9 protein-coding genes are annotated in these 13,100 nt (G+C 64.4%); 1 reads left to right on the forward strand and 8 read right to left on the reverse strand.

The window, feature by feature from the left end:
• Window positions 1–36: 36 nt before the first annotated feature.
• The 3 genes from P2869_RS26235 to P2869_RS26245 all read right to left on the reverse strand — a co-directional run bounded on the left by P2869_RS26235 (window position 37) and on the right by P2869_RS26245 (window position 5,620).
• Window positions 37–3,222 carry an efflux RND transporter permease subunit gene (locus P2869_RS26235; RefSeq protein ID WP_277598410.1) on the reverse strand — a complete coding sequence of 1,062 codons (3,186 nt, stop codon included), beginning with the start codon at window positions 3,220–3,222 and terminating at the stop codon, window positions 37–39.
• A 91-nt stretch (window positions 3,223–3,313) separates the two neighbouring features.
• Window positions 3,314–4,624: an efflux RND transporter periplasmic adaptor subunit gene (locus tag P2869_RS26240; RefSeq protein ID WP_199542380.1), complete on the reverse strand. Its 1,311-nt coding sequence runs from the start codon at window positions 4,622–4,624 to the stop codon at window positions 3,314–3,316.
• 99 nt (window positions 4,625–4,723) lie between these two features.
• On the reverse strand, window positions 4,724–5,620 hold the full coding sequence (locus P2869_RS26245) for an alpha/beta hydrolase (RefSeq protein WP_017775409.1): 897 nt from the start codon (window positions 5,618–5,620) through the stop codon (window positions 4,724–4,726).
• A gap of 173 nt (window positions 5,621–5,793) precedes the next feature.
• Between P2869_RS26245 and P2869_RS26250 the strand changes: the two genes are divergently transcribed.
• A complete protein-coding gene (locus P2869_RS26250; protein ID WP_017775408.1) occupies window positions 5,794–6,798 on the forward strand; it encodes a LysR family transcriptional regulator in 1,005 nt (334 codons plus the stop codon).
• A gap of 62 nt (window positions 6,799–6,860) precedes the next feature.
• On the opposite strand, the gene P2869_RS26255 is transcribed toward P2869_RS26250, so the two are convergent.
• From P2869_RS26255 to selD, 5 genes are all read right to left on the reverse strand, one after another.
• Window positions 6,861–7,934 (reverse strand): purine nucleoside permease, encoded by a 1,074-nt coding sequence (locus P2869_RS26255; protein ID WP_199542379.1) that lies wholly within the window; start codon window positions 7,932–7,934, stop codon window positions 6,861–6,863.
• A gap of 270 nt (window positions 7,935–8,204) precedes the next feature.
• Entirely contained in the window at window positions 8,205–8,870 is a 666-nt protein-coding gene (locus P2869_RS26260; protein WP_233411697.1) for an ankyrin repeat domain-containing protein, read from the reverse strand.
• 67 nt (window positions 8,871–8,937) lie between these two features.
• Window positions 8,938–9,498, reverse strand: a complete 561-nt coding sequence (locus P2869_RS26265; protein WP_277599855.1) for a c-type cytochrome — start codon at window positions 9,496–9,498, stop codon at window positions 8,938–8,940.
• A gap of 177 nt (window positions 9,499–9,675) precedes the next feature.
• On the reverse strand, window positions 9,676–11,415 hold the full coding sequence (locus P2869_RS26270; protein ID WP_277598411.1) for a PQQ-binding-like beta-propeller repeat protein: 1,740 nt from the start codon (window positions 11,413–11,415) through the stop codon (window positions 9,676–9,678).
• A gap of 540 nt (window positions 11,416–11,955) precedes the next feature.
• On the reverse strand, window positions 11,956–13,047 hold the full coding sequence (selD, locus tag P2869_RS26275) for a selenide, water dikinase SelD (protein ID WP_277598412.1): 1,092 nt from the start codon (window positions 13,045–13,047) through the stop codon (window positions 11,956–11,958).
• Window positions 13,048–13,100 lie beyond the last annotated feature (53 nt).

Here is a 13,100-nt window from a genome sequence, read left to right on the forward strand (position 1 = left end):
CCTATGAATCCACGATTTTTCATTATCAGGTTCTCCTCAATCCATCGCGGGCAGCGCAGAGCTGCGCGGCGAGTCCTTCTGCGCCACGTGGATCGTGCCGCCTGCCAGCATGCGCAGCACCACGTAGAACACCGGCGTCAGCATCAGGCCGAACAGCGTCACACCGAGCATCCCGAAAAACACCGCGATACCCATGGCATGACGCATTTCCGAACCCGCGCCCGAAGAAAGCACGAGCGGCACCACACCCATGATGAACGCGATGGACGTCATCAGGATCGGGCGCAGCCGCATGCGGCTCGCTTCGATAGCCGCGGAAAGCGGCGAGTGTCCGTCGTGCTCCAACTCGCGTGCGAACTCCACGATCAGAATGGCGTTCTTCGATGCGAGTCCCACCAGCACCATCAAGCCGATCTGCGTGAAGATGTTGTTGTCGCCCTGCGTGAGCCACACGCCCGTGAGTGCGGACAGCACGCTCATCGGCACGATCAGGATCACCGCGAGCGGCAGCGTGAGGCTTTCATAGAGCGCGGCCAGCACGAGGAACACCAGCAGCACGCTGATCGGGAACACCCAGATGCCCGAGTTGCCCGCGAGAATCTGCTGGTACGTGAGGTCGGTCCATTCGAACTTCACGCCGCGCGGCAGCGTTTCGGCAGCAATGCGTTCCGCCGCTTCCTGGGCCTGACCCGACGAGAAGCCGGGCGCCGGGCCGCCGTTGATGTCGGCGGCGGTGTAGCCGTTGTAGCGCACCACCATTTCCGGACCATACGTGGGCGACACGGTAACGAGCGACGACAGCGGCACCATCTCGCCCGCGTTGTTACGCGTCTTCAGTTGCAGGATGTCGTCCGCACGCTGACGGAACGGCGCATCTGCCTGCACACGCACCTGGTACACGCGGCCGAACTCGTTGAAGTCGTTCACGTAAAGCGAGCCCAGATAGATCTGCATGGTGTCGAACACATCCGTCACCGGCACGCCGAGCTGCTTCGCCTTCACGCGATCCAGGTCCACGTTCAACTGCGGCACGTTGATCTGATAGCTGGAGAAAGTGGGACCCAGCTCAGGCGTAGCCGACGCCTTCTTGATGAAGTCCTGCGTCGCCTTCGCGAGTTCTTCGTAGCCCACCGCGCCGTGATCTTCCAGCTGCATCTTGAAGCCGCCCAGCGTACCGAGACCCAGCACCGGCGGCGGCGGGAACACGGCCACGAACGAACCCTTGATGCTCGCGAACTTCTGGTTGAGCGCGCCCGCAATGGCACCCGCCGAGAGCGCCTTGCCCTTGCGTTCGCTAAACGGCTTGAGCGTGACGAACACGATGCCCGCGCTCGAACTGTTCGTGAAGCCGTTCACCGAAAGACCGGGGAACGCCACGGCACTTTCCACGCCAGGCTGCTTCAGCGAAATGTCGCTCATCTCGCGAATCACATTCTCCGTGCGATCCAGCGACGCACCGTTAGGCAACTGCGCAAACGCCACGAGGTATTCCTTGTCCTGCGCGGGCACGAAGCCGCCCGGCACGATGTGCGTGACAAACACCGTCGCGCCAAGCAGCACCGCATAGACCGCGAGCATCGCGCCCTTGCGTTTGAGCACGCCGTTCACGCCGCGACTGTAGTTCTCCGCGCCGCGATGGAACACCTTGTTGAAGCCGCGGAAGAAGCCGCCCAGCACGCGGTTCATGACGCGCGTGAGCCAGTCTTCCTTCGCGCCGTGGCTGCGCAGCAGCAGTGCCGAAAGCGCCGGCGAAAGCGTGAGCGAGTTGAACGCCGAGATCACCGTGGAAATGGCGATGGTCATCGCGAACTGCTTGTAGAACTGGCCCGTGAGACCCGTCATGAACGCGAGCGGCACGAACACGGCCACCAGCGTGAGCGCAATTGCGATGATCGGCCCGCTCACCTCCTGCATGGCGCGATACGTCGCGTCGCGCGCACTGAGCCCGCGCTCGATGTTGCGCTCCACGTTTTCCACCACCACGATGGCGTCGTCCACCACGATACCGATGGCGAGCACCATCCCGAACAGCGAAAGCGCATTGATCGAAAAGCCGAACGCCAGCAGCAGCGAGAACGTGCCCACGATCGAGACCGGCACGGCAATGAGCGGAATGATCGACGCACGCCACGTCTGCAGGAACACGATCACCACGATCACCACGAGCGCGATGGCTTCAAGCAGCGTATGCACCACCGCCTCGATACTGGAGCGCACGAACTGCGTGGGGTCATAGACGATCTTGTAGTCCACGCCGGCCGGGAAGTCCTGCTTGAGCTCCTTCATCGCGGCGCGCACCTGGTCCGAGATGGCGAGCGAGTTCGCACCCGGTGCCTGGTTGATGGCGAGCGCCACCGCCGACTTGTTGTCGAGCAGCGAACGCAGGCCGTATTCGGACGCACCCAGTTCGACGCGCGCGATGTCGCGCAGATACGTGACGCCGCCATCCGGCGCGGTCTTCACGACGATGTCGCCGAATTCCTTCACGGTCGTCAGGCGACCTCGCGCGTTGACCGAAAGCTGCAACGGCGTGCCGGGCAGCGTGGGAGACGCACCGATCACACCGGCCGCCACCTGCACGTTCTGCTCGCGAATGGCGTTCACCACGTCGTTCGCCGTGAGCCCGCGCTGCGCCACCTTCTGCGGATCGAGCCACACGCGCATCGCGTAGTCGCCCGCGCCCCACAGCTGCACTTCGCCCACACCCTGAATGCGCGCGAGCCGGTCTTTGACGTTGAGCAGCGCGTAATTGCGCAGATACGTCATGTCGTACTGATCGTTCGGCGAGATCAGGTGCACCACCATCGTGAGCGTAGGCGAGCTCTTGATGGTCGTGATGCCGAGCCGCTGCACGTCTTCGGGCAGCCGCGGCAATGCCTGGTTCACGCGGTTCTGCACGAGCTGCGTGGCCTTGTCCGGATCAGTGCCCAGACGGAACGTGACCGTGAGCGTCATGTTGCCGTCGCTGTTGGCCTGCGACTGCATGTACAGCATGTTCTCGACGCCGTTGATCTGCTCTTCGAGCGGCGAGGCCACCGTTTCCGCGATCACCTTCGGGTTCGCGCCCGGATACTGCGCGTGCACGACGACCGACGGCGGCACGACCTCGGGATACTCGGAAATGGGCAGCTGGAACAGCGCGATCACGCCGGCCAGCAGAATCACGACCGACAGCACACCCGCGAAGATGGGCCGGTCGATGAAGAATTTCGATATGTTCATGGGTGGCTCTGAATAAAGGAGAGCGTGTGTGCGATGCGGGCGGCGCGGGCGACGTCCTGCTCGCGCCTGCTATGTGTTGGCATCGCGAACGTCATGAGTTTTTCGCCTGCTTCGTCGCGTCGGCCGAGTTGGCCGCGTTGCCCTGGTTCGCACGCGGCTGCGCCTGGGCTTCGCTTTGCGACGACTGCTTGACCGGCTTGCCTTGCGCGCCGGCCGTGCCTGCAAGAGGTGCGCTGTTCGGGTCGCCATCGCCCGTCATGGGTACCATGTGGGCTCGCACCTCCTCGCCGGGCCGCACGCGCTGCGTGCCGTTCACCACGATGCGCTCGCCCTTCTTGAGGCCGCCCGTAATGACGCGCAGGTTGCCCTGCTGGCCGCCCAGCTGCACTTCGCGGTACGCGACGTGATTGGCGCTGTCCACGACGAAGACGAACTTCTTGTCCTGGTCGGTGCCGATCGCGGCGTCGTCGATAAGCAGCGCCGGGTGCGGCGCGCTGCCGCTCACCTTGATGCGCGCGTAGAGGCCGGGCAACAGCGTGCCGTCTGCGTTGTCGAAACGCGCGCGCACGCGGATCGTGCCCGACGACGTATCGAGCCGGTTATCCACGGACTCGATCGTGCCCGTGCGCGAATAGCCCGATTCGTTGGCGAGGCCGAGATCCACCGGCACCTTCGTGCCGTCCTTCACGTGGCTGATGTAGTCGAGATACGTCTGCTCGTCTGCATCGAACGACGCGTAGATGGGCGACACCGAAACGAGCGTGGTCAGCGCAGCCGCATTGGCGCCGGCCGACACCACGTTGCCCAGCGTGATTTCCGCGCGCGACACGCGACCGGACACGGGTGCCACGATGCGCGTGTAGCCCAGATTGATCTGCGCCGCTTCCAGCGCGGCCTGCGCGGCCTTCAGGTTCGCACTCGCCTCGCGCGCGGCGTTCTGCTTCTGGTCGTAGTCGCGCTTCGCGATGGCGTTGTCCGTGATAAGACGCTGTGCGCGTTCCCAGTCGCTCTGCGCATAGCCGGCGCCCGCCTGGGCCGCGGCGAGTTGCGCGGCGGCGCGATCCACTTCGGCCTGATACGGACGCGGGTCGATCACGAACAGCGTGTCGCCCTTCTTCACGAGCGCGCCGTCCTTGAAGTTGACCGACACGATGGTGCCCGACACCTGCGGGCGAATGTCCACCTTCTCGATGGCTTCGAGCCGGCCGGAGTACGACTGCCAGTCGACGATGCTGCGTTCCAGCACATTGGCTACGTCGACTTCGGGCGCCATGGCCGCCTGCGACTGGGCCGGCGCATTGGCATTCACGCGCATGGCGCCGACCGTGCCGAGTCCGGCAACGACTACAAGGGCAACCACTGCAACGATGATTCGGGGGCGAGACAACGGAAAGACAGACATAGTGGGCTCCAATGCGATGGTCGTTTCAATTCGTATTCGGTGGGTCGTTCGCGTGCATTCGTTCAGCGAGCGGTTCTGCTACGTCGTCGCGTGCGGTGCTTACGCGAGCGTGCGTGAGTCGAACTGCCACTGAAAGAAGCGCACAGCTTCCTGCAAGGCGGCCGGATAACCGCCAATGGCCGCGTGCGAGACGCTCGGGAAACGCACCACCTGGGTGCGCACGCCCGCGTCGATCAGGCGGCTCGCGTACTTCTCGGCCTCGATGTGCAGCACGTCGTTCTGCGCCGTCACGATGAGCGTGGCGGGCAAACCGGCGAGCCGCGTACATTCCAGCGGCGCCGCATACGGATGCATGCGCTGCGAAGCCTGCGGCAGATACGCGCGATAACAGGCCGCGCATTCGCTCGCCGTGATGTCCGAACTCAGGCGCCGCTCGTCGCCGAGTCGCGTGAGACTCGGGTCCAGCATCGGTGCAAAGAGCGCCTGGGCGTCGAACCGCACGTCGGCACGATCGCGGCCGATCAGCGCGACGACGTTCGCGATCTGTCCGCCCGCGTCGTGCCCCGCCACGCCAAGCCGCCGGGCGTTGCCGCCAAACGAACGTGCGTGCGACTGCACCCAGAGCGCGGCACGGTGAGCGTCTTCGGGTGCGGCCGGAAAAGGGAATTGCGGCGCAAGCGAATAACCCACCGAAACCACGAGTGCCGGTAAGTGCTCTGCGAAATAACGCGCGGCGTGGTCCGCTTCTTCCAATGATCCGCGCACAAAACCGCCGCCATGGAAATACAGCAATACCGGCAATCCGTTCGCTTTCACCGGCCGATAAAGGCGCAATACGATGGGCTGCGCGTAGCCGTCGATCGTCATGTCCGAGACCGCCAGCGCGGGCCCGGCCGGTGCGCCGTCCAGGTCCGCGTCCGTCTCGTGCGCCGTGCGGTCCCCCGAGGGCGCAAAGCCCGACGGGGCAAACGGGAACGACGGTTTGAATGCATCCATGGCGAAGCGCGCAATGCGCGAAATTAGTATCGAACGGGGCGAATTGTGGGTTCGGCAGACTTGCAAATAAATGCCTATAATCCGGCAACACAATTCGGCGGCACTGAACAATCGTTTTGCAGACACGTGTCTGCCCAAACAGTGGAACGCCCGCCCCCTTTTGGAGAATCGCAATGGACCGGCTTCAGGCCATGCAGGTATTCACTCGGGTGGTCGACACGAACAGCTTCACGCGCGCAGCAGAAACGCTGGACATGCCCCGCGCCTCGGTCACGACCATCATCCAGAACCTCGAAGCGTTTCTCGGCACCCGTCTCATGCATCGCACGACGCGGCGCCTCTCGCTCACGCCGGACGGCGCGGCGTACTACGAGCGCTGCGTGCGCATTCTCGCGGACGTGGAGGAAACCGAAGCGGCGTTCCAGAACGGCAGCAAGAAACCGCACGGCAAGCTGCGCATCGACATGCCGGGTTCCATCGGACGCCTGCTCGTCATTCCGTCGCTGTGCGAATTTCGTTCGCGCTACCCGGACATCGACCTGCAACTCGGCCTCACGGATCGTCCCGTCGATCTGCTTCAGGAAGGCGTGGACTGCGTGATTCGCGTGGGCGCGTTGCAGGACTCGTCGCTCGTCGCGCGCCGCATTGGCCTCTTCGAAGGCGTGACGTGTGCGGCGCCCGCGTACATCCAGCGTCACGGCATGCCGAAGTCGCTCGAAGACCTCGAGCAGCATCGCGCGGTCAATTACTTCTCGAGCCGCACGGGCCGTGTGATGGATTGGGCCTTCCTCGTGGAGGGCAAGGAAATCGAGGTGAAGATGCAGGCCGCGGTTTCGGTGAACGACGCCGACGCCTACGTGACCTGCGGACTCGAAGGCTTCGGTCTCATCCAGCCGGCGCGCTACCAGGTGCTGCCGTATCTGAAATCAGGCGAACTCGTCGAAGTGCTGCCCGACGAAAAGCCGCTGCCCATGCCTATTTCGGTGGTCTACCCGCACTCGCGGCATCTTTCGCCGAAAGTGCGCGTGTTCGTGGACTGGATTGCCGAAGTGTTCGACCGTTGCCCGCTGCTCTCGGGCCGCGCGGCGCTCGACAAGACCTGCTCGAAGCGCACCTTCGAAGAGCGCGAGTCCAACCCGGATATCGATACGCCGGTTGTGACGGAATGGGTTGCCTGAACGCGACCTGAGCGGTACAGGCCCGGCACCATGCCGGGCCTTGTGCTGAAAGGCTGAGCGCCTCAGCGGCCCGGCACGCCTTCGCGCCATTCCGCCCAGTGCGTCGCGATGTCCTGCACGAGCGGATTGCCGGCTCGGTAGAGGTTCTCAATGGCAATCGAAAAACCGCCCTGCGCCGCGTAGTTCAACAGATTGTCCGCACTCGACTGGCCCGCATAGGGCCGGTCGAAGTCCGATCCCGCACGCAGCACCGCCACGCGGTTGAGGTCCACGCGGCCCACCGCGGCCGCGCGCGTGAGCGCTTCGTACGTTGCGTTGTCTTCCTGCTGCGTCGTGCAATAGACGCCCTTGCCGTCCGTGAGAATCTTCGTCCAGTCGCGCGCACGCTCGCCGAGCAGCGTGCCCGACCACCACGTGTCGCCCGCCAACGTATCGCACTGAACCACCGTGGGCGGCTGGTTCGCGGGGGCGTAGCCGTATTTGGCGCGCGCGGCCTGCGCCTGGGCGTTGTCGGAGAGCGTGACGTTGCGTGACAGCGCGAACGCCGCATCGGTCAGCTTCGTATTGAGCTGGAAGACTTCCGTGCGGTAGTCGAGCGGCGGCTTGTCGCTCGGGCTCTTCGTGTTGATGCCGAGATAACCGGTGTTCCAGCCCGACGGAATTTCGCGTCCGTCGATTTCCCACTGAATGCCGAAGTCGACCAGATACTTCGCCCACGCTGCCGAACCGAGCGTGCCCTGCGCCGGATCGATGCCCGCAATGCCCGCCACCATGAAGTACGTGTGTCGCAAATCGAAGCGCGGCGAGAATGCGAGCGCCATGATGGACGCCGCCGCATTGGCGTGGCCCATGCCCGTCGTCATCACGCAGACGTCCTGTTTGTTGCAGTGAACGGCGGGATAGTCGGGCGAGAGCCCGGCCACCTTGATGTCCTGCCACGGCCCCAGGCGATCGAGCCACACCTGGCCTTCGGGCCCGAACATCGAGACGATCATCACCTTCACGTGACGGCCCTGGCCTTCGCCCGCCCCCTGCGCGAAGCTGCTTGCATCCTCGGCGTTGGCCGGCACGGTGGAAACGGCGGCACAGGCAACCAGCGAGAGCGCGGCAACGGCGCTCAATGTACGAGTCATCATGTTCGTGTCTTCCTTGTGGGTGTCGTACGGCGGGAGGGAGGCATGCCGTCGTGGCGGCTCGTGCGATTCACGAGCGCAACGGCGACAGCCGCAATGACTGCGGCTGCGGCTCGTCAGGCGCCACCCAGTATAGGGGCACGAAATTCTGTTTCGAAGTGCTTTTTCGCGTGCGTAGCCGCGTGTTCGCGGAGCGTGACGCGGCATCGCGATGCGTCGTGATCCGTCGTGATGCATCGTGGTTCGTGGCACACCCCTGGTGCCTCGCGGCCGCTAGGGCGTGGCCGCTGCGCCCGAGAGCAGTGCCGCGGCATGGCTCGACCCGGTCTGCTTCGCGATGTCCCCTGCGGTGAGGCCGCGATTGTCGCGCAGCATGCGGTCGGCGCCGCGGGCAAGCAGCAGCTTCACGGTATCGGCGCGGTCGTAGCCCGCGGCCCACATCAACGCGGTAAGGTCGTTCTTGTAGAGGCGATTCACGTCCATCCCGGTATCGAGCAGCAGTGTCACGACAGCCGTGTGTCCCTGCCCTGCAGCGTATTCCATCGCCGTCTTGCCGACGCGGTCGGTGGCGGCCGGGTCTGCCCCGTGCGCGAGCAGCAGTCGAACGATCTCTTCATAGCCGCCATACGACGCCGCCATGAGAGGCGTGACGCCCTGCACATCGGCCTGCCGCACGTTCGCGCCGTGCTCGACGAGCGTACGCGCCATGCCGGCGAGGCCCTTCTTGCTCGCCGTGATGAGCGCCGTGTCGCCGATACGGTTACGCGAATCCACGGCGGCGCCTTCGTCCAGCGCCGCGCGAACGGCGGGCTCGTCACTGCTGCGGGCGGCCGCGAGTAGTTGCTGGTTCAGGGCATCGTCGGCAGCGCTCGCGTAGGCGGCCGCACCCAGTACGCTGCCGAGCAACGTGCGCGTCATCCATATCGCGGTTCGCTTCATCGTGGAGTCCCCTTTCGTCCAGCCGGTGCGTTCCTCTCGAACAACGTTCCATGAAACATCATCTGCATCACTGAAGATTGGCGATATACGCGGCGAGGTTGCGGATATCGTCGTCGCTAAGGCCACGCGATACGCTCGCCATGTTGCCCGCATCGTTGGTGCGCGTGTGCGACCGGAAGTCCTGCAACTGCTTGACGATGTACTGCGTGTGCTGGCCCGCCACACGTGGAATCTCGTTCTGGCCGAGAAAGCCGCCGAGGTGGCACATCGTGCACAGCACCTGCGCCGCTTTCTGGCGGCCCGCATCGATGCTCGCGGCGTCGGCCTTCACGGGCACCGGCACCGGCTTTTGCGCAGCGAAGTAGGCGGCGAGGTCCTGCATGTCCTCTTTCGATAGCGTGGCGGCCACCGGGCTCATGCGCGGATCGCTGCGGCGTCCCTCCTTGAAGTCCTTCAATTGCAGATAGAGATAACGCGCCGTCTGCCCCGCGAGGATCGGATAGTCGGGATTCGTCGAATTGCCGAGCGGGCCGTGACAAGCCACGCATACTTGCGCCTTCGCTTCGCCGGCGGCCGCGTCGGCGTGTGCGAGGGAAGGCAAGACGGCCGCGTTGATACACGCAAGCACACCCGCTATGGCCGCGTTACGGACAGATAATCGGCGTCGCAATGCGTATCGCAGATAGACGCGGTATGCGGCACATGCCGCATAGGCGGCACGCAGCGCCCGCACCAGGCGGCGACGCGCGCTGCAACGGTCCAAAGCGGCCTTCGGCGAGATCGGCTGAACCATGGCCGCATCGCGTCAGGGCAACGCAAACACAAGCACGGTGTTGCCGCGCTTGAAATCGAGCTGCGTATTGCCGCCCGCTGCCACGGCCACGTACTGCTTGCCGTGAATCGTGTACGACACGGCCGGCGCGTTCACACCCGCGCCGCACTGGAATTCCCAGAGCTTCTTGCCGGTCGATGCATCGAATGCGCGGAAGAGGCCGTTCCCCTCGCCGTTGAACACGAGACCGCCCGCCGTCGCCAGCACACCGCCGATCAACGGCTGCTCGGTCTTGTAGTCCCACGCCACCTTGCCCGTATCGATGTTGACGGCCGAGAGCTTGCCCCATTGCTGTTCGGCCGCAATCGTCTTGAACGCGCCGCCCAGCCAGAGCTTGCTGCCTCCCGGATAGGCGGCGTCTTCCACCTGATACGTCATGGGCTGATGCAGGTTCGCCGCATACGCGAGCCGCGTCTTCGGGTCGAACGCCATGGGCGACCACTCCACGCCGCCGTTCGCACCAGGCAACATGCGCGCGCCTTCGGCCGTGGGCAGCGTCCACATGTTCTCCTGCGGGATCATCGCGTCGGAGAAGCGGATCAATCGGCCCGTAGCGCGATCGTGCACATAGACGTGCCCCGTCTTGCCGCCGTGAATCACGCCTGGAATCATGCGGCCGTTTTCGTCGCGCACGTTGACGAGAATGGGTGGGCTCACGGCGTCGAGGTCCCAGACGTCATGTGCGATGTACTGGTAGTGCCACTTGTATTTGCCGGTATCGAGGTCGATCGCCACGAGCGAATCGGTATAGAGGTTATCGCCCGGGCGGATCGCACCGTAGAGGTCCGGCGATGGGTTGCCCACCACGAAGAACACCGTGCGCGAGGCGCGGTCGATGGCGGGCGTCATCCAGACACCGCCGCCCAGCGTCTTGTAGAAGTCGCCGCCTTTTTCAGCGAGCTGCTTCTTCTCGGCATCGATGTCGCGCTTCATGTCGCGGCCCGTGGCGTCCTTCGTTGCCCACACGCCTTCCTGGCCCGAATCCGGAATCGTGTAGAACGTCCAGAGCAACTGGCCGCTCGCGGCATCGAACGCCTTCACGAAACCGCGAATACCGTACTCGCCGCCGTTCGTGCCGATCAGCACCTTGTCTTCCACCACGGTGGGCGCCATGGTTTCCGAATAGCCCTGTTCAGGGTCTGCGATCTGGCTTTCCCAGAGCAGCTTGCCCGTTTTCGCATCCAGCGCGACGAGCTTCGAATCCAGCGTGCCCATGAACAGCCGGTCGCCGGCAATGGCCACGCCGCGGTTGTTCGGTCCGCAGCAGAACGTCGTAACCGGTCCCATCTTGTGCTTGTAATGCCAGTACTCCTTGCCGCTCACGGCATCCACCGCATAGACGTGATTGAACGACGTGGTGATGAACATGATGCCGTGCGAAACGATGGGTGCCGTCTCCATCGACTCGTTCACTGCGGTCTGAAAGATGAACACGGGCTTCAGCTTCGCGACGTTGGTGCGGTTGATCTGCGTGCCGGGATAGAAGCGCGTCTGCGCATACGAGCCGTTTGCGTGAAGCCAGTCGGCGGCATTGCCCGCTGCGGCATCGAGCTGCTGCTGCGTGACGGGCGACAGCACGGGCGGCATGGGCGACGCCGTGGTGGTCGCTTCGCTTTCCACTTCCTGAGCGGCCCACGTGGGCGCGGCCCCGAACGTTAGCGTCAGCGCGACCAGCGACGCGCAGACAAATGACGAGTGATGGATCGTATGCATGAAGGTCTCCTCTCTCATGACTTATCGAGGTATTCGTCATGCGAATGCGGCAATCACCGCGCAATGGAATGATTGCCGGATACGGAATGGCGCATCCCTCTCAAACTGAAGATCCGTTTCCAACCATGGGTTCTTTCGAGCGGGCAGAGCGACTGCGCTTGCAGAATTAAGCTATCCCAGGAATGCTGGCCGGACGTCCGGCCAGAGGGAAGGCTCCCTCAAGCGTAGGCGAGCCTATTGCGGTTTTCCAGGGTTTTTCAGGCAGTATTAATACGGGTTTTTCGGCGGGAGATTAAGGCGCGCTAAAGGCGGGAATGCCGCTGCGCGATGTCCCGTTCAAATATTCCGGTCTCGATGGACCGGGGGCGACGAGGCGCCTCGCGAAACGCCGTTGCAGCGTTTCGAGCCGACAGGTTCGGCGTTGCAGCAAAGCGCTGCCGCGTGGGGACGATCAGGCAGATCGCAAAAAGAGAATCGACGTGCCATGCACCACTGAATGAATTGCGCCGCCCGGGCACAGCGCAATTCAGTACCGCTCGATCAAACTACTTCTACCCGGGCCGCACCTTCTTTCATCTCGCCGATCACGGCCGCGCGCTCGAACCCGTCCGCGTTGAAGATGGCCAGCACTTCGTTCACCGCTTCCGGCGCGCAGGAGACGAGCAGCCCGCCCGACGTCTGCGGGTCGGTAAGCAGCGTGCGGGCGACGTCGGGCAGGCTATCGGCAAGGTGCACCTCTTCTCCATAAGACGCCCAGTTGCGTCCCGATGCGCCAGTGAAAACGCCTTCGCGCACGAACGCCTCCACGCCGGCGAGCCACGGCAGATCCGCATAGCGCACGCGTGCCGTAAGCCCCGCGCCGCGCGCCAGTTCCAGCGTGTGACCGAGCAGACCAAAGCCGGTGACGTCGGTGAGCGCATGTACGCCGGGCAACGCGGCCAGTTGAGTGCCGGGGCGGTTGAGCTTCGTGGTGGCCGCGATCATGGCGGCGTAGCCCGCCGCGTCGAGCTGGTTCTTTTTCAGTGCAGCCGAGAGCACGCCCACGCCCAGCGGTTTGCCGAGAATGAGCACGTCCCCCGCCTGGGCTGCTGCATTGCGCTTCACGCGCGACGGATGCACCACGCCCAGCGCCACGAGGCCGTAGATGGGCTCGACCGAATCGATCGAATGGCCGCCCGCCACGGGAATGCCGGCCTGCGTGCAGACGTCCTCGCCACCGCGCAGCACGGCCGCAATCACGTCGTGCGGCAACACGTTGATCGGCATGCCGACGATGGCGAGCGCGAGGATAGGCTTGCCGCCCATGGCGTAGACGTCCGAGAGCGCATTGGTCGCCGCGATACGCCCGAAGTCGTAAGGGTCGTCGACGATAGGCATGAAGAAGTCGGTGGTCGCGACGATGGCCTGCTCGTCGTTGAGACGGTAGACGGCGGCGTCGTCGGCCGTTTCCGTGCCGACGAGCAGATCGGGAAACGCCGGCAGCGGCGCGACGCGCTTGAGCAGCGACGACAGCACGCCCGGCGCGATCTTGCAGCCGCAGCCGCCGCCATGCGAGAGGCTGGTGAGGCGCGGCACGGTGGGCGCGGACGTGTCGCTCGAAACGGAAGAGGTCGGATGGGTCGGTTCAGTCATGACGGGCATCGCCGGCGAAGGCGTTGGATCGCGGGTGGCATGGAAAAGCGCGT

It is taken from the genome of Paraburkholderia sp. SUR17, from assembly GCF_029536165.1.
Classification (GTDB): Bacteria; Pseudomonadota; Gammaproteobacteria; order Burkholderiales; family Burkholderiaceae; genus Paraburkholderia; species Paraburkholderia kururiensis.